At 62.6% G+C, this 18,361-nt stretch carries 15 protein-coding genes; 4 read left to right on the forward strand and 11 right to left on the reverse strand.

Translation table 11 applies throughout. The features are described 5' to 3' along the window. Positions 1 to 37: 37 nt before the first annotated feature. Positions 38 to 955, forward strand: a complete 918-nt coding sequence (locus NKJ91_RS05280; protein WP_352454725.1) for a hypothetical protein — start codon at positions 38 to 40, stop codon at positions 953 to 955. An 88-nt stretch (positions 956 to 1,043) separates the two neighbouring features. Here the strand turns inward: NKJ91_RS05280 and NKJ91_RS05285 are convergent, their stop codons facing one another. The 11 genes from NKJ91_RS05285 to NKJ91_RS05335 form a co-directional block, all read right to left on the reverse strand. Next, positions 1,044 to 2,564 carry a hypothetical protein gene (locus tag NKJ91_RS05285; RefSeq protein WP_352454726.1) on the reverse strand — a complete coding sequence of 507 codons (1,521 nt, stop codon included), beginning with the start codon at positions 2,562 to 2,564 and terminating at the stop codon, positions 1,044 to 1,046. A gap of 92 nt (positions 2,565 to 2,656) precedes the next feature. Beyond that, the gene (locus NKJ91_RS05290) at positions 2,657 to 4,054 is read right to left on the reverse strand and encodes an NAD(P)(+) transhydrogenase (Re/Si-specific) subunit beta (RefSeq protein ID WP_352454727.1); all 1,398 of its coding nucleotides are present in this window, start codon (positions 4,052 to 4,054) and stop codon (positions 2,657 to 2,659) included. A 6-nt stretch (positions 4,055 to 4,060) separates the two neighbouring features. Further along, the gene (locus NKJ91_RS05295; RefSeq protein ID WP_036238371.1) at positions 4,061 to 4,483 is read right to left on the reverse strand and encodes an NAD(P) transhydrogenase subunit alpha part 2; all 423 of its coding nucleotides are present in this window, start codon (positions 4,481 to 4,483) and stop codon (positions 4,061 to 4,063) included. Next, the gene (locus NKJ91_RS05300) at positions 4,483 to 5,757 is read right to left on the reverse strand and encodes a Re/Si-specific NAD(P)(+) transhydrogenase subunit alpha (RefSeq protein WP_352454728.1); all 1,275 of its coding nucleotides are present in this window, start codon (positions 5,755 to 5,757) and stop codon (positions 4,483 to 4,485) included. Before NKJ91_RS05300 ends, NKJ91_RS05295 begins: the two co-directional genes overlap by 1 nt. 81 nt (positions 5,758 to 5,838) lie before the next feature. Beyond that, the gene (locus NKJ91_RS05305; protein ID WP_023676259.1) at positions 5,839 to 6,063 is read right to left on the reverse strand and encodes an aa3-type cytochrome c oxidase subunit IV; all 225 of its coding nucleotides are present in this window, start codon (positions 6,061 to 6,063) and stop codon (positions 5,839 to 5,841) included. Positions 6,064 to 6,236: 173 nt separating this feature from the next. Further along, positions 6,237 to 6,386 carry a DUF3096 domain-containing protein gene (locus NKJ91_RS05310; protein WP_013528205.1) on the reverse strand — a complete coding sequence of 50 codons (150 nt, stop codon included), beginning with the start codon at positions 6,384 to 6,386 and terminating at the stop codon, positions 6,237 to 6,239. Between the two features lie 119 nt (positions 6,387 to 6,505). Further along, positions 6,506 to 7,288: an N-acyl amino acid synthase FeeM domain-containing protein gene (locus NKJ91_RS05315; RefSeq protein ID WP_023676258.1), complete on the reverse strand. Its 783-nt coding sequence runs from the start codon at positions 7,286 to 7,288 to the stop codon at positions 6,506 to 6,508. 150 nt (positions 7,289 to 7,438) lie between these two features. Further along, positions 7,439 to 9,760, reverse strand: a complete 2,322-nt coding sequence (locus NKJ91_RS05320) for a putative bifunctional diguanylate cyclase/phosphodiesterase (RefSeq protein WP_352452207.1) — start codon at positions 9,758 to 9,760, stop codon at positions 7,439 to 7,441. 152 nt (positions 9,761 to 9,912) lie between these two features. Further along, a complete protein-coding gene (locus NKJ91_RS05325; RefSeq protein WP_352454729.1) occupies positions 9,913 to 13,392 on the reverse strand; it encodes an indolepyruvate ferredoxin oxidoreductase family protein in 3,480 nt (1,159 codons plus the stop codon). Positions 13,393 to 13,617: 225 nt separating this feature from the next. Then, the gene (locus tag NKJ91_RS05330) at positions 13,618 to 14,148 is read right to left on the reverse strand and encodes a hypothetical protein (RefSeq protein WP_352452209.1); all 531 of its coding nucleotides are present in this window, start codon (positions 14,146 to 14,148) and stop codon (positions 13,618 to 13,620) included. Beyond that, complete coding sequence (locus tag NKJ91_RS05335) at positions 14,141 to 14,749, reverse strand: CGNR zinc finger domain-containing protein (RefSeq protein WP_352454730.1); 609 nt, start codon at positions 14,747 to 14,749, stop codon at positions 14,141 to 14,143. The genes NKJ91_RS05330 and NKJ91_RS05335 overlap by 8 nt, the downstream gene beginning before the upstream one ends. Positions 14,750 to 14,886: 137 nt before the next feature. Here NKJ91_RS05335 and NKJ91_RS05340 point away from each other — a divergent pair, with 137 nt between their 5' ends. From NKJ91_RS05340 to NKJ91_RS05350, 3 genes are all read left to right on the forward strand, one after another. Beyond that, positions 14,887 to 15,792: a branched-chain amino acid ABC transporter permease gene (locus NKJ91_RS05340; RefSeq protein WP_023676253.1), complete on the forward strand. Its 906-nt coding sequence runs from the start codon at positions 14,887 to 14,889 to the stop codon at positions 15,790 to 15,792. Between the two features lie 204 nt (positions 15,793 to 15,996). After that, positions 15,997 to 16,581 (forward strand): TRAP transporter small permease subunit, encoded by a 585-nt coding sequence (locus tag NKJ91_RS05345; protein ID WP_352452211.1) that lies wholly within the window; start codon positions 15,997 to 15,999, stop codon positions 16,579 to 16,581. After that, positions 16,581 to 18,359 carry a TRAP transporter large permease gene (locus NKJ91_RS05350; protein ID WP_352454837.1) on the forward strand — a complete coding sequence of 593 codons (1,779 nt, stop codon included), beginning with the start codon at positions 16,581 to 16,583 and terminating at the stop codon, positions 18,357 to 18,359. The genes NKJ91_RS05345 and NKJ91_RS05350 overlap by 1 nt, the downstream gene beginning before the upstream one ends. Positions 18,360 to 18,361 lie beyond the last annotated feature (2 nt).

Genomic DNA, 18,361 nt, shown 5'->3' on the forward strand with positions numbered 1-18,361 from the left:
ATTCTGATCATGCTGTTCGCACGGTAGGGAGGCTTCGATGCAGTCCACCGTAACAGCTGTCGACGTTTCCGCCCCGACGGAATCCGCTTCCACTGCTGTCAGCTGGGGGCCAATCGTCGCCGGCGCCTTTGCTGCGTCAACGCTTACCTTCATCTTGATGCTGCTCGGCTCCGGGCTTGGGCTGAGCATGGTGTCGCCATGGTCCGGCTCGGGTGCGTCAGTCACCACTTTCGCCGTTTCCACCGCCGTCTGGCTGATCGTCGTGCAGTGGCTGTCGTCGGCCCTGGGCGGCTACCTCGCCGGACGCCTGCGCACCAAATGGGTCGGCATCCACACCGATGAAGTCTTCTTCCGCGATACCGCTCACGGCTTTCTAGCCTGGGCGCTGGCGACGCTGCTCGTCGCCGGCGTGCTCGGCACGGCGCTTTCGGCCGCGATAGGTACCGGTGTCCAGGCTGCTTCGACTGTGGCATCGGGCGCGGCAATGGGCGCTTCGGCAGGTGCTGCTGCAAACGCGGGTAGCGCCTCGACCGACAACGCCACATGGTATTTCGTCGATACGCTGTTCCGCCCGGCCGATCCGGCAAGGCTCGCTGCCGCCAACCCGGAGAGCGACGCCGCGGCAACGGCGCAGGCATCGCGCATTCTAGTCGCGAGTGCCGCAGCAGGCGAAATATCGGCCGACGACAAGACTTATCTGTCGCGGCTGGTGGCCGCCCGCACAGGCCTGTCCGAAGCGGATGCCACCGCTCGCGTCGATACGGTAATCGCCAGAGCGCAGGACGCCAAGGTCAAGGCCCAGCAGGCGGCCGACACCGCCAGAAAGGCAGGCGCCACCTTCTCGCTGATTGGCGCGCTGTCGCTGGTCGTCGGGGCCTTCATTGCCAGCGCGGCTGCAGCACTTGGCGGCAGGCAGCGCGACGACGAGGAAGCGATTTTCCTGACCAATCGTTGATCGGTGACTAAGCGAACTCGGTCCGCTTCGGGAAGATTACGCCCGAAGGGGACCTTGCTTTGAACTGCCGCCGCGCATTGCTTGCCGCCTACAGCTCAGCTTCCAGTTTGCGGCCGAGATCGACCGCATCGCGCAGCACGGCAAGGTGCGAGCGCGGCTGTACGCCGGCCGGCGCGTCGACCTCGACGCCGCTCGCCGTCAGCGACCAGTAGAGCCTGTGCGTGAAGACGCGGCCGCCCGAGCCGCGCAGCTCGACCTGGATGTTTTCCACGCCGGGACCAAAATTTTCCGTCATCCGCCCTGAAATCGGGTCGCCGGTCAGCCAGCCATTGCCCCTGTCGAAAATATTGGTCCAGCGCGTCGCGGCAAACACCGCGCCATGATGCACCGCCCGCTGCGGCTTGCCGGAATGGCTGCGCCCTTCCTGGTAGAGCATGGTCCCGCCCGCCGCCCTGTCGGCGATCGGCGGGCATGCCGAAAACAGGCGCTCGGCGATGCCGCGCCTGAATTCGGCGAGGTTGTAGGTCACCAGAAACTCGCTGTGGGTCAGCGGACTGCCGAGCGTGACGAAATCGCTGATTTTCCACGGCAGCGGATGATCGGCGTCGCCGACGCGAAGCTGCCGGTAGAGCTCCCATTGGCTGCGCCGGAATGCGGGGAGGTCATCGAGGCTGTCGGGCCAAGCGGAGGCAGCGGCGGCCAGCGTCGCCTTGTCGACGGCGTGGATCGCCTTCAGCCTCGCTTTGTCGCGAATGGCTTCCAACTTTCTAGGCCTGAAATCGGCCCACAATATCTGCAACAGATCATAGGCGATGATCGACCCGAGGCTGTGCGAGACCAGCACGATGCGGTCATAGGCGTCGTCCATCATGAGACGCTTCAGCAGCTTGAGGCCACGCTCGCGGACCAGCGCCCGCTTCTCGACCGTTGCCGCTTCGGCCCGCACATAGGCGGCGACATCACCGAAATAAGGCAAGCCAAACTGGTCCACCAACCAGATGACGAACGACGCCACGACGGTGACAAGCGCGCCGGTCGTCCAGGAGATATAGCCTTGCCAGGTCGACGTTGCGAGCGCCAGCGCCGCGCCGAGGACGACGATGGTGACCAAAAGCGTGACGACATAGAGTTTGAGCACATCGCGCGGAATATCGGCCGGCTTGCGCCAGAGCAGCGTCGTCACCCAGGCAGCAAGGCGGCTTCGGGTCGTGCCCTGGGTGATGTCGGCCCAGTAAAGCTCGTAGAAATCGGTGCGGCGGCCATCGATATCATAGGGCGTGGTGATCCGGCGGAGTTCGTGCGAATTGGTCCGGCTGTCGGGCGTGATCCAGCTCTGGTTGATCTTCGCACCCATCGGGTCGGCCGGATCGGGGACATGGGCATAGAACGGTGCACGGGCCGGATCGTGGCTCCATACGGCCTGGACAAACTCCCTCAACGTGTCCATGGGCCGCTGCTCGCCCATGCCGTGCACGACCACTACCGCCTGGCTGCGCTTGCGTGGCGCCTTCTCTGCTGCGGTCAGATCGGCGGCCGGCGATGCAGCAGAACCAGGGTCGGGCACCAGCACCTCCACGATGACGCCGTTAGCAAGACGACGGGTCGGCATCGTAGCTTCAGAACCGGTAACAGCCAAGAAAAAGCCCGGCGCGGAGCCGGGCTGTATTCGACGATCGGCAGTGAGTTGGCAGCGACGCCGTTTCAGTGATCCATCGCTTTGACGATCTCCTCGGTCATCTTCTTGGCGTCGCCGAGCAGCATCATGGTGCCGTCCTTGTAGAACAGCGTGTTGTCGATGCCGGCATAGCCGGAGCCGAGCGAGCGCTTGACGAACAAGCAAGTGCGCGCCTTGTCGACGTCGAGGATTGGCATGCCGTAGATAGGTGAGGACTTGTCGTCACGAGCCGAGGGATTGGTGACGTCATTGGCCCCGATGACATAGGCGACGTCGGCCTGCGCGAACTCAGAGTTGATGTCCTCCAGCTCGAACACTTCGTCATAAGGCACGTTGGCTTCGGCCAAGAGCACGTTCATGTGGCCGGGCATGCGGCCGGCAACCGGGTGGATGGCGTATTTGACGTCGACGCCGTTGGCCTTGAGCTTGTCGGCCATCTCGCGCAGCGCGTGCTGCGCCTGGGCGACGGCCATGCCGTAGCCCGGCACGATGATGACCTTTTGCGCATTCATCATCAGATAGGCGGCATCCTCGGCCGAGCCCTGCTTGACCGTGCGCTCGATGCCGTCGTTGGCAATGGCTGATGTCTCGCCGCCGAAGCCGCCGAGGATGACCGAGATGAAGCTCCGGTTCATGCCTTTGCACATGATGTAAGACAGGATGGCGCCCGACGAGCCGACCAGCGCGCCGGTGATGATCAGCGCCAGATTGCCGAGCGTGAAGCCCAGGGCGGCCGCGGCCCAGCCCGAATAGGAATTCAGCATCGACACGACCACCGGCATATCGGCGCCACCGATCGGGATAATGAGAAGCACACCCAGCACCAGCGAGGCGGCAACGATCAGCCAGAACACCACCTTGGACTCGGCGGTGACGAGCAGCACGATCAGCACGATCAGCGCAATGCCCAGGGCCGCGTTGATGAAGTGGCGGCCACCGATCATGATCGGCTTGCCCGACATGCGGCCGTCGAGCTTCAAAAAGGCGATGACCGAGCCGGTGAAGGTGATGGCACCTATGGCAACGCCGAGGCTCATCTCGATCAGTGCCTGGGCATGAATATCGGCGACGGTGCCGATGCCGAAGCTTTCCGGTGCATAGATGGCGGCCGCCGCCACCATGACCGCGGCAAGACCGACCAGCGAGTGGAAGGCGGCGACCAGCTGCGGCATCGAGGTCATGGCAATGCGCCGTGCCGTGACCGCACCGGCCGAGCCGCCTATCAGCAGCCCGAGCACTATGAGGCCGAAGCGCCCGGCCGAAGGGGTCGCCAGCGCCAGCGTCGTGGCGATGGCGATGCCCATGCCGATCATGCCGTACATGTTGCCCTGGCGGCTGGTGGTCGGGTGCGACAGGCCGCGCAATGCCAGGATGAACAGGATGCCGGAGACCAGATAGAGAAAGGAGGCGAAGTTGGCGTTCATAGCGGCCTACTTTTCCTTCTTCTTGTACATGGCCAGCATGCGCTGGGTGACGAGGAAGCCGCCGAAGATGTTGACCGATACCAGCATCAGCGCAACGAAGCCGAAGCCGGTGGCAAGCCCTGAAGCCGAGATGCCGACGGCCAGCAGCGCGCCGACGACGATGACGGAGGAAATGGCGTTGGTGACCGCCATCAGCGGCGTGTGCAGTGCCGGCGTGACGGACCACACGACGTAGTAGCCGACGAAGATCGCCAGCACAAAGATGGCGAAGCGAAAGACGAAGGGATCGATGGCACCGCCGGACAGCGCGTGAGCGGCGTCACCCGCCGCCTCGGTGCCGGGCGCGGCCGCCAGGTTCTGCACCGCGAGCCGCACGGCAGCTGTCGCCTGGTCGAGCTGGTCGAGGGCTTTCTGCAGAGTCTGATCCATCACGCGATCCCTCCGGTGGTCTTGGGCTTCCTCGAAGCGGCCGTTTTCTTCGCAGCCGGCTTCGCCGAAGCCTCGGCAACCATCGTCCTGGCCGGAATGGCCGGTGGTTCGACATAGTGGCCCTTTGACGGCTCCTGCTCAGCCTTTGCGAAAGCCGGATGCACGATCTTGCCAGCATCGGTCAGCATCGTCGCCTTGACCAGTTCGTCGTCGTGGTTGATGGCAAGCGTCTTCGCCGCCTTGTCGACCAGCGTCTCGAGGAAGGCATAGAGGTTCCTGGCATAGAGAAGCGAAGCGGAGGCGGCGACGCGACCGGGAACGTTGAGATGGCCGACGATCTTTACCCCGTTGGCCGTGGTCACCACCTTGCCGGCTTCGGCGCCCTCGACATTGCCGCCGCGCTCGACCGCAAGGTCGACGATCACCGAGCCCGGCTTCATCGAGGCGACCATTGCCGCCGAGACCAGCTTCGGCGCCGGACGGCCGGGGATCAGCGCCGTGGTGATGACGATATCCTGCTTGGCGATGTGCTCGGCAGTCAACGCCGCCTGCTTGGCCTGATACTCCTTCGACATTTCCTTGGCGTAGCCGCCGGCCGTCTCGGCCGCCTTGAACTCCTCGTCCTCGACCGCCAGGAATTTTGCGCCGAGCGAGGCGACCTGCTCCTTGGCGGCCGGGCGCACGTCGGTGGCGGTGACCACGGCGCCGAGGCGGCGCGCGGTGGCGATGGCCTGCAGACCGGCGACGCCGACGCCCATGACGAACGCCTTCGCTGCCGGTACGGTGCCAGCCGCCGTCATCATCATCGGTAACGCCCGGTCATATTCGGCAGCCGCGTCGATCACCGCCTGATAGCCGGCGAGGTTGGCCTGGCTGGATAGAACGTCCATCGACTGGGCGCGGGTGATGCGTGGCATGAACTCCATGGAGAAGGCAGTAACACCGGCCCTGGCAAGGGCTGCGACGGCAGCGTCGTTGCCGTAGGGATCCATGATCGCGATGACAGCGGCGCCGGACTTATAGCCCTTCAGCTCGGCGTCCGTGGGGCGGCGCACCTTCAGCACCACATCGGCCCTGGCTGCATCGCCGGCCTTGCCGATCGCGGCGCCCACCCGGGCGAACTCCTCGTCGGGAATGCGCGACGCTGTGCCGGCGCCGGTTTCGACAATCACGTCGAAATCCAGTGCCGCCAGCCGCTTCACCGTGTCGGGGGAGGCCCCGACGCGCGGCTCGTTTGCGTCGAGCTCACGAGGGATGAAAACCGTCTGTCCCACCGCATGATCCTTTCGGCCGGAACCCTGTTACCGCAAGACACCGACCGACCCCGGCGGCGCCTTCGACAAAGGTTGGAGGAGTTATCGGAGAATAAAGGCGCCGATGGCTAGGATCAGCACGAACAGGATAGTCCCCGAGAAGAAGCCGCCCACAAAGAAGCCGAACGCCATGGCAAGAAGCACGGCGGCGCAAAATAGCGACCCATATTTGGCCAGCATCACAAAGCCGGCATAGGTGCGGTCGTGCTCGGCATAGTCCATCTTCGCGCCTAGTTCGACAGGACCGGTCGGCGTGTGTTCAGCCATTGGAATACCCCTTCGAAGACATCTTTCAGGCACATAGCGAAAAGCCGCGTTAAGGGCAATGGCGCTATTGCCGCATCGCCGCAGCCAACAATCTCAAGCAAAACTTGAAATCGCTGCGCGAAGCGCGGCGATACCAATCACAATGGATGGCAGGTCCGCTATTGCCGATGTCGTTAGCCGGCGAGATGCGGGAACAGACCGAGCAGGCCGACAACGATCAGATAAAGGGCGACGATATAATTGAGCAGCCGCGGCATCACCAGGATCAGCACGCCTGCAATCAGCGAGATAAGCGGGGTAAGGGCGAGCGTGGAAATGGTCATATCGGTTCCTTTGATCGGATCGCTATCGAAGCGATGCTTGGCGGATGCCGGCCATGCCGACCTACTACCAGCACCCTTGCCCAGAACGCCGAAGCGACCGGAAGGCTCCATGGGCTCGTTCAGGCGGCTTCGCGAAAATACTTGGCGGTGGGCAGGATGGTCAGCGGGGCGAGTTCGCCGGCACCGGGCGTATCGAACAACATGCGCTGCTCCATTGGCGTCGAACGGAAGAACGGAAATCGAGCGTAGGTTTCATTCTTGATCGCCAGGACATCGGCTTGATAAAGCAGCGCGAAACAGTTGATCACGCCGGCATAGGGCCGCGCATCGCCAATCGGTCGCGCCCGATAGATGCGCTTGTAGAAAGCCGCATGGTCCTCGCGGATCATGGATATGCAATAAGGCGCGCCGAAATGGAAGCAAGCCATGCCCGCAAGGCGCAGCGTCACATACGGGATCTGCGGGTAAAGCCGTGACCATTCGGCGTCCACGGCAAAACGGCTCGGGTCGATAAAGACTTCGCCGGCCGCCAGACGCGGCATCAACAAGTCCTTGTAGACGCTGAGCGCTGGTGATGTGGCGTTATCAGCAGACACGTTATGCAGGCGCATTGTGCTGACCAGCCGCCCCTCGATGTAGATTCCGAACGTATGGCAATTGGGCAGTTCGTCAAACTCGTCATGGACCTGACGGGACGCATTCTCGGGCACCAGATCGTTCATCCGATAGGAATTGTAGCGCAGCCTGTAAATGCTTTCGAAGTCCTCGCCGCTTTCACAGCGTCGGTACTCCGTCCGGTCAAGCAACGCATAAACATGTTGCGCGAAGCTGGACATGGTCTCGGACGCATCTTTCCCACCAGCGCCCGCCGCATGGCCGAGCGAACTCAACTGGGCACACATGAACTCTATTCCCCGCGATTACCGCCACCAGCCGACACTACGGACGGGTCATGAGATGTAAAGATGAAAATAAGTAGGAGCTCGTTTACCGCTCGTTAAGGTTAATAATTAATAAAATTATACTAAAATACGCGGTTTTTCAGCGCGAAGTCAGCGCCGCGGCGCCTTCCTTGCCGTCTGGATGTCCTTGGCGAAGGGCCAGACGGTGCTCGACATCGTCTCGATGCCGGACGCGCTGAGTGCCGACCCGAACAGAAAGCCCTGGACCAGGTCCGGCTTGACCTGCAATGCCAGGATCTTGAGCTGTTCGAAGGTCTCGACACCTTCGACGGTAACCGAAAGTCCCAGCGGCCGTGACAGGTTGACGATGCCCTTGAGCAATTCGAGCGACCGGCTGTTCTGAGTGACATCCATCAGGAACGAGCGGTCGATCTTGATTTTGTCGAGCGGCAGTTTGTGGAGATAGCTGAGGCTCGAATACCCGGTACCGAAATCGTCGAGCGCAATGCGCACGCCGAGCCGCTTCAACTCCTCGATATATTGGCGTGTCAGCGACTTGTCGTCGAGCAGCGCCGTCTCGGTGACTTCGATCTCCAGACGTCCGGCGGAGAGACCGGATTCAGCCAGCGCGTCGCGAACCTTCTGGATGACATCACGGTTGCGGAAATCCTTGGCCGAGAGATTGACCGACACGCTGGTCTGGGCCGGCCATTTGGCGCATTCCGTGCAGGCCGCATGCAGGACGAAGGTGCTGATGTCGGAAATAATCCCCATTTCCTCCGCCAGCGGAATAAAGATACCGGGGGAAATCGGCCCGAGATCGGGATGATCCCAGCGGCACAGCGCTTCGCAACTGGCGATACGCATCGTGCTCATCGCCACGATCGGCTGATAGACCACCCGCAATTCGTTGTTTTCCACGGCGCTGCGCAGGTCCGCCTTCATCAGCTGACGGCTGCGGAAGGCAGCATCCATGGAGGCCTCGAACAGCCGCCAACCGTTCTTGCCAAGCTCCTTGGCCTTGTAGAGTGCAAGGTCGGCTTTGACGATCATGGCGTCAACGTCGGTATCCTTGACCCGCGACAGCACCGCGCCGCCGCTGGCCTGGATGCGTAATCCGTGGCCGGCGACATCGACCTCGCCCTGTAGATTGACAAAGATCTCATCAACCTGGCCGGTCAAGTGGCTTTCATCCTCGATGCGCTCGAAGAAGATCATGAACTCGTCGCCGCCGAAGCGGCTGACGGTGATGCCTGGCCCAGCGACTGCCGCCAGCCGCTCGGCAACGGCGTAGATCAATCCGTCGCCGACCGGATGGCCGAGCGTGTCGTTGACGCTCTTGAAATCGTCGAGATCGAGCACCACCAGCCCGCAGAGACGCTCGGGATCCCCTGAGGCCATGGCTTCCACCACCAACTCGTGGAAGTAGGCGCGGTTGGGCAGGCCGGTGAGACTGTCGTAGCGCGCCATGAAGCGGATCTTGTCTTCCGCCTCGACCCGGGCGGTCACATCCTCGAAAGTGACGACGCCCAGTTCCTGGCTGCCTTCGCGCGCCGAAAATTCATAGTGCTGGCCGTTGGTGAGCGAGACCAGGACCTTGCGGTCGCGGCCCTCGCGCAACGCACGCGTCAGCTGGGCTTCGATGTAACGGCAATCTTTCGGCGCCAGCATGCCGCCTGCAGCGCCGCGCATCAGCAGACCGTGGATCGAGCGGCCTAGCAGCGCATCGGCCGATTTGAGCGACATCAGGTGCGCGGCTTCGGCATTGGCCACCGCCACCCGGCCGTCGGGACCAAGCATGACAAGGCCATGCGACATGGTGTTGAGCGCGCGGTTGAAACGCTGCGCGATGCGGTTCGCCTTCTTTTCCTCCGACAGGGCGGTAAACAGGACTTCGCGGACGATGTCGGCGAACCGCTTGATCGCAAACAGAAAAGGGGCCGACATCAGACCGAGGATGATGTGGTAGATATCGCCGCGCAGGATAAAGCCAAGCGATATGGGCCATGTGGTGGTTATGATAAAAATCATGACCATGCGCGGCGACCCATAATTGCGGCCGGCAATCGACGTGACCGATGCCAGAGTGACGCAGACAGAGGCTATTTCGGCATAGTTGTCGTGGCTGTCATTTGCCAGATAGATACTGACGAAACAGAACGCGCCAAGCATGAAACCATGCATCGAACCGAAAATTATGTAATCGTTTTCGCGATCATGGGCTTCTTCCCACGTCGTCGGGGAAGGAAGTCGCCCGTATTTTCGGATGTTGCGAAGGCGCAGGGTACCGACAATGATGAGCCCAGCGGCAACTAGAAGATACGCCAAGTCCATGGTCTTCCAATAGACCAGAATGACGAGGAGTGTCTGCGCAACAAGGCCGATCGACAGCGTGAACCCGTCGCGAAACAGCGTTTCCACGAACGGAATGTAAACGTCGACCGGAATCTCGTTTTTTCGTCTCAGATTCACGCCTGGATCCCAACCCTGGGGAACCCAGCAGTGTCACATTGGCCTTAAGAAAGGTTTAGAGCAGCGGTTCGGGCTCTATTGGCATTCATCGGTGACGCAGCGGAAGCAGGGAAACTACAGTTCAGGTAAACAAGGCGTATCACAGCGCTGAATTATTCGGCGGCTTGAAGTTGCGGCCGCAGCGGCGCCGTTGAGAGGCGGTCGAGCAGTCGCTGGCGTTCGCCGGCGGCTTTTTCGGCACTGGCCTGCTTGACGTAGCCAAAGCCGCGGATGAGCGCCGGTACCGAAACAAGCGCGGCAGCAACCTCGATCTTGCCCGGCGCCAGCGCGCCGGCGACAAGTTCCAGGTCGGCTTCATAGAGGGCAAGAAGCTGCCGCTCCATACGCCTCTCGGCGCTGTAGCCGAACAGGTCGAAAGCGGTGCCGCGCAGGCCCTTCATCGCCGCCAGCAGGCGGAACCCGTTCATCGTCCACGGGCCAAAGCGCGATTTCTTCGGCTTGCCGTCACTGCCGCGCCTGCCCATGATCGGCGGTGCGAGATGGAATTCAAGCTTGCCGTAGCTCTGGAACTGCTTTGCGATCTCTGCGGCAAAGGAGCCGTCCGTATAAAGCCGCGCCACCTCGTATTCGTCCTTGATCGCCATCAGCTTGAACAGGTTCTTTGCGGCAGCCTCGGTCACCACGGTCGACCCGGGCACAGCATTGGTTTCGGCCTTGCGCAGCGCCGCCAGTCTGTCGGCATAGCGCTTGCCATAGGCGGCGTTCTGATAGGCGGTCAGGAAGGCGACGCGGCGAGCAATGATATCGTCCAGCGTCTCGGCAATGGCGGCATGCTGCGTGGCCTTGCCCGGCTGGGCAAGAAGGCTGCGCACGAAATCCGGCTGGTGGGCGGCGCGGCGGCCCCAGCGAAATGCCGCGATATTCATCGCTATCGCCTCGCCGTTGAGCTCGATTGCCTTCTCGACCGCCTCCGCCGACAGCGGCAAGCCGCCGTGCTGGAAGGCGAAGCCGAGCATGAACATGTTGGCGCCAAGCGAGCTGCCGAACAGCGCGGTGGCGGTGCGGGTAGCGTCGAAGAAATGCGTCCTGTCGTCGCCCGCGGCCGTTTTTATCGCTTTCTTCAGCCGCTCGACGGGCAGCGAGAAATCGGCCGAACGGGCGAACTCGCCCGGCATGATCTCGGCAGTGTTGGCGAGGAAGATGGTATGGCCTTCGCGCACCGCGGCCAACACCTTCTTGGCACCCGAAACGACGAGATCGCAGCCGAGCACGAGATCGGCCTTGCCGGCCGATACCCGAATGGCGTGGATGTCGTCCGGCGTGCGGGCGATGCGGACATGGGTGAACACCGAGCCGCCCTTCTGGGCGAGGCCGGCCATGTCGATCATGCCGCAGCCCTTGCCTTCCAAGTGCGCGGCCATGCCGAGCACCGCGCCTATTGTGACGACGCCGGTGCCGCCGACACCGTCGATGATCGCCGCCCAGCCTTGTTCACCGAGCGTAAATTGCGCCGGCGCCGGCACCCCCGCGAGCGGGTCGGCCGCGCCGGCTATGCCTTCGGCTTTCCTGATTTTGGCGCCGTGAACGGTGACGAAGGAGGGGCAGAAACCGTTGACGCAAGAGAAGTCCTTGTTGCAACTCGACTGGTCGATCTTGCGCTTGCGGCCGAATTCGGTCTCGACCGGCTGGATCGAGACGCAATTCGACTGCACGCCGCAATCGCCGCAGCCTTCGCAGACCAGCTCGTTGATGAAGATACGCTTGTCGGGATCGGGGAAGGTGCCACGCTTGCGGCGGCGACGCTTCTCGGCGGCGCAGGTCTGGTCGTAGAGCAGCACCGAGACGCCTTTGACCGAACGCAACTCGCGCTGGACGAGATCGAGGTCGTCGCGGTGATGGATGGTGGCGCCGGCGGGAAATTCCACCTTGCCGGTATATTTGTCCGGCTCGTCAGTGACGATGGCGATGCGCTCCACGCCCTCGGCGCGCACCTGTCTTGCGATCATGTCCACCGTCAGGCCGCCCTCGTGCGGCTGCCCGCCGGTCATCGCGACGGCGTCATTGTAGAGGATCTTGTAGGTGATGTTGGCGTCGGTCGACAGCGCGAAGCGGATCGCCAGCACACCCGAGTGGTTGTAAGTGCCATCGCCCAGATTCTGGAAGATGTGCTCGCGCTTCGAGAACGGCGCCTGGCCGACCCACTGCGCGCCCTCGCCGCCCATGGCGGTGAAGCCGACGGTGTTGCGGTCCATCCACAGCGCCATGAAATGACAGCCGATTCCGGCGGCGGCGAGCGAGCCGTCCGGCACCTTGGTCGAGGAATTGTGTGGGCAGCCGGAGCAGAAGAAGGGCGTGCGCGAGGCGATGTCTGACGTGTCGGCCAGCATCGCCTGGAACTGGCGCAACTTCGCCACCCGCGCGGCGATTTCTTCCGACGGGCCGATCGTTCGCAAAATCCTCTCGCCGAGCGCGATGGCAATATCGTTGGGGTCGAGCGCGCCCTTGGCCGGGAACAGCCAGTCGCCGCGCTCGTCCTTCTTGCCGACGATGACCGGCTGCGTCGCGGTGCCGTAAAGGTTCTCGCGCAGTTGCACCTCGATCAGCGAGCGTTTCTCCTCGACGACGACGATGGTATCGAGGCCGCGAGCAAAGTCGGCGATGTGTTGCAGGTCGAGCGGCCACGGGCAACCGACCTTGAACAGCCTGATACCGATACGACTGGCGGCCGCTTCGTCGACGCCGATATCCTCCAGCGCCTGGCGAACATCGAGATAACTCTTGCCGATGGTGACGATGCCAAGCCTGGCGCTGGTGCCGCCCGAATAGACGATCCGATTCAGCCCATTGGCGTGGATGAACGCTGAAGCGGCGGCGCGCTTGTATTCATGCAACCGCTCCTCCTGGCCGAGCATGTCGATCTCGTTACGGATGTTGAGGCCGCCGGGCGGCATGTCGAAGTCCGGGATGACGATATCTAGCCGGTCGAGCGCGGCATCGACAGAGGCTGTCGATTCGATGTTGTCCTTGACGCATTTGATCGCCGCCCAGGTGCCGGCAAAACGCGACATGGCAAAGCCGTAGAGGCCGTAGTCGATGATCTCCTGGACGCCGGCCGGATTAAGGATCGGCACCATGGTGTCGACGAACAGGAACTCGGTGGCATGCGCGTTGGTCGAGGATTCGGCCATGTGGTCGTCACCCATCAGAGCCAGCACGCCGCCATGTTTTGACGACCCGGCGAGATTGGCGTGGCGGAACACGTCGCCGGAGCGGTCGACGCCCGGACCCTTGCCATACCAGACCGAAAAAACGCCGTCATGGGTACCCTCGCCCAGCAATTCGGCCTGCTGCGAGCCCCAGCAGGCGGTGGCGGCAAGCTCCTCGTTGAGACCGGGCTGGAAGACGATGTCCGACTGCGCGAGCTGGTTCCTGGCCTTCCACAGCTGCATGTCGAGGCCGCCGAGCGGCGAGCCGCGATAGCCGGAGACGAAACCGGCGGTGTTCAGGCCAGCCCGGCGGTCGCGCTCGCGCTGCATCAGAAGCATGCGGATGACTGCCTGGGCACCCGACAGGAAGATCCGCTCCTTTGCCAGGTCGAACTTGTCGTCGAGCGCGACATTGTGCAGCGTCATCAGGCATTTCCTGTGCGGAGGCCGCGCCTGGAGGTGCGCGGCCAACGTCGGAGTCGAGTGCCCACAGTCTTTCTTCCCTTGCCGGGGAGGTCAAACAAAATCGAAGGTGCCAGGCGGTCCGCAACAAACGATCCGTGCGCGGCCGTGTGGCGCCACGAAACGCCTGTCGGGGAGGATGGCCGAGCATGAAAAATTCCGGCGGCGCTCAGTGCCGCTGGTGATGCATCATGCAGCCTTTGGGCAACTGGGCTTCGGTTCACCGGGCAGCTTGCCGTCGACATGGCCGGCCAAGTCCTTGTTGAGCTCGTAGACTGGCCCGACCACCAGAGGCCGGTCGGGCAGGACCGACTGGTCGAGCGAGGACGTCAGAGTGGTCGCGAAACTCTGCAGCAACTTGCCGCTGGAATCCTCGATGCGGATCGACACCGCATAGGGCTTGTCCTTGACAACGCAGGTAAGCGGCGGGCTGGTAAGCGTCACATGCGGCAGCTTCGGCCATATTTTCTGGGTGACGATGATCGGATCACCACCGGCCGGGTTCTGGAAGGAGACCACAGCGACCTGCCCCTCACCCACCGGCCGCAGCGGATTGAGGGTGATGACATAGGTGGCGATACCCAGCCGGTAGTTGAACTCGAACAGCTTCCCGGAAATGGCGAACAGCTGGTCCTTGCCGGAATCACGGCAGGCGCCGAGCGCGGCCGCCGCGAACAACGCCGCGACGACAATCATCGCGCGTGAGAATCTTCTAGACATTGGTGACCTCTCTGGCCGCGGTCCGGCGGCGATAATGTCGGTTTGCCTTCTGGCGGTTGCCGCACACCGCCATGTCGCACCAGAGGCGGCTGGAATTGCGGCTTTTGTCGACAAACAGCCAGCTGCAGTTCGGACATATCCGCAGCCTGGCGATGGTGTCGCTACGCAGCAGCGACAACGCCGAGACCGCAAGCGCGGCCTCAAAGGCAATCGGCGTCGCCGGATCACCGAACGGTTTTCCAGGCGTGCCGATTTCGGTGCGGCTATGAGCGAGGCCATCGGCGCAGGCCTCCAAGAATTTCGGCATATCGCCGGTCGCGATCGCACCTTTCGATACCGCGCCGCGAAACAGCCGATCGGTCGTCTCCCGGATCGACAGCACCACCGGTGCGATCTTTTCAGGCGCCGGCGCTACGAGCCGCCTGCCGCCGAGCTCGGCGGCGCGAAAGGCACTCGCGGCTTCGGCAAAGCGGGCGATCTCGGCCGGATCGTCGAAACGGTCGAAAGTTTTCTTCGGATCGTTCCGCAAAACGACGGTGTTCGCCGTATCGAGCGCCAGCATGCCACCGGTAAAGCGGTGCGGAGTCCAGGATACCGTCATATGGCGAATCTAACTGATAACTCGCGTTTGACAAGTTAGATTCCGGGTGCAACGCTCACTGAGGCGATCGCCGTACTGAGAATATCGTTCGTCCCAAACCTCTGCCCCGATTGCGGGGCATGCATAGAGGGTCTTGCATGCTCTATTTCTTCCAGCAGGTTCTGAACGGGCTGCATTCGGGCGCGCTCTACGCATTGCTTGCCTTCGGCTACGTGCTGACCAACGGCATCCTGCACCGTACCAATCTTGCCTATGGCGCGCTGTTCGCCTTTTGCGGGCATACGATGATCCTCACCGCGGCGTTCGGCTATCAGGCGCTGTGGCTGACGCTGTTTGCGTCGGTCGCGCTCGGCGTAGCTGCGGCATTCCTTTATGCGGCGCTGCTCAGCCATGTCCTGTCCCGAAGTATCTTCGAACCGCTGGCCGACCGCTCGCCCAACGCCATCGTGGTGACGACGCTCGGCATATTGCTGGTCTTGTCGGAAGCCAGCCGCATCGCCGCCGATACCCATGACCTATGGTTGCCGCCAATGCTGGCCCAGACCATCGTCTTCGCGCAGAATGCCAGCTTCAAGGCGACGTTGACGCTGATCCAATTGCTCGATTGCGCCGCCGTACTGGCGGCCATAGCGCTGGCTGCCTGGGGCTTCGCATATTCGAGCTTCGGCCGGAGCTGGCGCGCCGTATCCGACGATCCCAAGGCGGCTGCGATGTGCGGCGTCGATGTCCGTGCGGTGTTTCGGCGTGCGGTGCTTTTCGGCGGCCTTTGCGCGGCACTGGCCGGCGTGCTCGCCGCCTTCTACTACGGCAACATCAGCTTCGGCACAGGGTTGGTCTACGGGTTGAAAATCCTGTTCGTGACCGCAGTGGGCGGCTATCTTTCGCCTTTGCGGGCGGCACTGGGCGCCGCCGCTTTCGGCATGGCCGAATCGCTATGGGCCGGCTATTTTCCGCTCGAATGGCGGGACGGCTGGATGTACCTGTTCCTCGTCGCCATGCTTGTGCTGATCGGCGCCGGCCGCGACCAACAGAAGATCGCCTGAGCCGCACCCGACTTTGCTTGGGTGAAAGCGCCGCATGTCCTTGGACATGCAAAGGACGCGGCAGCATTTTGCCGCCCGTCATCTCACAACTGTGTTTATGCGGGCTGTCCCGTGTTGACCCGCCGGACCACGCACTGCATACCGTTGGTCCACAGCGACGCGACGGACAGTGAACCGCCGCGCTCTGACACAAGGGAGGAATGCATGGCAGGGCTTCTCGCTCTTTCCAGAACCATTGACCGTTTGAACGAATTCATCGGCAAATGGGTTTCGTGGCTGATCCTGCTGGCGATCCTGGTAAGCGCCGCCAACGCCGTCATCCGCAAGGTGTTCGACATGTCCTCGAACGCCTGGCTGGAATTGCAATGGTATCTGTTCGGCGCCGCCTTCATGCTGGCCGCCGCCTACACGCTGAAGCAGAACGACCATATCCGCATCGATATCGTCTACGGCATGTTCTCGCGCCGCGTGCAGCACTGGATCGACCTTTTCGGTCACGTCTTCTTCCTGATGCCGTTCGTGACGTTGATGGTGGTCTATTTCGTTCCCTATGTGTCGCTGTCGTATCGCAGCGGGGAGATGTCGAACAATTCCGGCGGGCTGATCATCTGGCCGGCGAAGGCGATCCTGCTGGTCGGCTTTTTTCTGCTCGCGCTGCAGGGCATTTCCGAAATCATCAAGAAAATCGCCATCATGCGCGGTCAGATGGACGATCCCACTCCGTTCATATCGGCGCATGAGCAGGCCGAACTCGAAGCCAAGGCGCTCGCCGAAGAGGTGCGCTCGTGATCGAGTTCATCGCCCAGAACATGGCGCCGATCATGTTCGCCTCGCTGGTCGTCTTCCTGCTGATCGGCTACCCCGTCGCCTTCTCGCTCGCCGCCAACGGCCTGATGTTCTTCTTCATCGGCGTGCTTCTGTCGCCCTATTCGGGCGGCTCGATCAATCTCGCCTGGCCGTTGCTGCACGCGTTGCCGGATAATTTCTATGGCAGCCGGGTGATGTCGAACGATACGCTGCTGGCGATCCCGTTCTTCACCTTCATGGGCATCGTGCTCGAACGATCCGGCATGGCCGAAGACCTGCTCGACACGATCGGCCAGTTGTTCGGACCGGTCCGTGGTGGCCTCGCCTATGCCGTGATTTTCGTCGGCGCGCTGCTCGCCGCGACGACCGGCGTGGTGGCGGCCTCCGTCATTGCCATGGGTCTGATTTCGCTGCCGATCATGCTGCGCTACGGCTACGACCGGCGGCTGGCATCCGGCGTCATTGCCGCGTCCGGGACGCTCGCCCAGATCATCCCGCCGTCACTGGTGCTGATCGTCCTGGCCGACCAGCTCGGCCGCTCGGTCGGCGATATGTATAAGGGAGCGCTGATCCCCGGGCTCATTTTGACCGGCATCTACATGCTCTACATCCTGCTGATGTCGATCTTCCGGCCGAAGTCGATGCCGGCCCTGCCGCTGGAGGCCCGCACGCTCGGCCACGGCGTGCTGTCGCTGCTGGCGGCGCTGCTGGCGGCGGTGGTGGTTTCCTATGCGGCGTATCGCTACCTTGCGCCGAACCATGGCGGCAACGCCGATATCCTCGGCGCCACCATGGGCGTCATCTTCATCTATGTCGTGGCGATCGTCGACCAGCGCCTGAAGATCAACCTGATGTCCAGACTGGCACAGCAGGTGATCATCGTGCTGATCCCGCCGCTGGCGCTGATCTTCCTGGTGCTGGGCACCATCTTCCTTGGCATCGCCACGCCGACGGAAGGCGGCGCCATGGGCGCCGTCGGCGCGCTGGCAATGGCGGCGATGAAGGGGCGGCTGTCGCTCGACGTGGTCAAGCAGGCGCTGGCCTCGACGACCAGGCTGTCGTCCTTCGTTCTGTTCATCCTGATCGGCGCGCGGGTGTTCTCGCTGACCTTCTACGGCGTCAATGGCCACATCTGGGTCGAGCACCTGTTGACGTCGCTGCCGGGCGGTGAAGTCGGTTTCCTGATTGGCGTCAACATCCTCGTCTTCGTGCTCGCCTTCTTCCTCGACTTTTTCGAGCTTGCCTTCATCATCGTGCCGCTTTTGGCGCCAGCGGCTGACAAACTCGGCATCGACCTGATCTGGTTTGGCGTGCTTTTGGGCGTCAACATGCAGACCTCCTTCATGCATCCGCCCTTCGGCTTCGCGCTGTTTTATCTGCGCTCGGTCGCCGCGCGCGTGCCCTATCTCGACCGACTCACCGGCAAGCAGATCGCGCCGGTCACCACAGGGCAGATCTATTGGGGCGCAGTGCCCTTCGTCTGCATCCAGGTGATCATGATCGGCCTGACCATCGCCTTCCCGCAGATGGTGATGCACTACAAAGGCACTGTCGTCGATCCTGGCACCATCAACTACCAGGTGCCGGAAACGCCTGGCATCGGCTTGTCGCCGCTTGGCACGCCGCCGGCCAACGGCGGCACTGCCCCGGCCTCACCTTCCACACCGGATTTGTCGCAGCCGCCGAGCTTCGACGAAAAGCCGCCCGCGAAACCGGCGGCGCCGGCAATCGATCTGTCGCAACCACCGAGTTTCAACTGAGG

It is taken from the genome of Mesorhizobium sp. M0040, assembly GCF_040323505.1.
Classification (GTDB): Bacteria; Pseudomonadota; Alphaproteobacteria; order Rhizobiales; family Rhizobiaceae; genus Mesorhizobium.

Excerpts from the sequence above, each read along its gene's own strand:
- NKJ91_RS05280 (WP_352454725.1), top strand. The coding sequence starts at position 38 with ATGCAGTCCACCGTAACAGCTGTCGACGTTTCCGCCCCGACGGAATCC.
- NKJ91_RS05285 (WP_352454726.1), bottom strand. The coding sequence starts at position 2,564 with ATGCCGACCCGTCGTCTTGCTAACGGCGTCATCGTGGAGGTGCTGGTG.
- NKJ91_RS05290 (WP_352454727.1), bottom strand. The coding sequence starts at position 4,054 with ATGAACGCCAACTTCGCCTCCTTTCTCTATCTGGTCTCCGGCATCCTG.
- NKJ91_RS05295 (WP_036238371.1), bottom strand. The coding sequence starts at position 4,483 with ATGGATCAGACTCTGCAGAAAGCCCTCGACCAGCTCGACCAGGCGACA.
- NKJ91_RS05305 (WP_023676259.1), bottom strand. The coding sequence starts at position 6,063 with ATGGCTGAACACACGCCGACCGGTCCTGTCGAACTAGGCGCGAAGATG.
- NKJ91_RS05310 (WP_013528205.1), bottom strand. The coding sequence starts at position 6,386 with ATGACCATTTCCACGCTCGCCCTTACCCCGCTTATCTCGCTGATTGCA.
- NKJ91_RS05315 (WP_023676258.1), bottom strand. The coding sequence starts at position 7,288 with ATGTGTGCCCAGTTGAGTTCGCTCGGCCATGCGGCGGGCGCTGGTGGG.
- NKJ91_RS05325 (WP_352454729.1), bottom strand. The coding sequence starts at position 13,392 with ATGACGCTGCACAATGTCGCGCTCGACGACAAGTTCGACCTGGCAAAG.
- NKJ91_RS05330 (WP_352452209.1), bottom strand. The coding sequence starts at position 14,148 with ATGTCTAGAAGATTCTCACGCGCGATGATTGTCGTCGCGGCGTTGTTC.
- NKJ91_RS05335 (WP_352454730.1), bottom strand. The coding sequence starts at position 14,749 with ATGACGGTATCCTGGACTCCGCACCGCTTTACCGGTGGCATGCTGGCG.
- NKJ91_RS05340 (WP_023676253.1), top strand. The coding sequence starts at position 14,887 with ATGCTCTATTTCTTCCAGCAGGTTCTGAACGGGCTGCATTCGGGCGCG.
- NKJ91_RS05345 (WP_352452211.1), top strand. The coding sequence starts at position 15,997 with ATGGCAGGGCTTCTCGCTCTTTCCAGAACCATTGACCGTTTGAACGAA.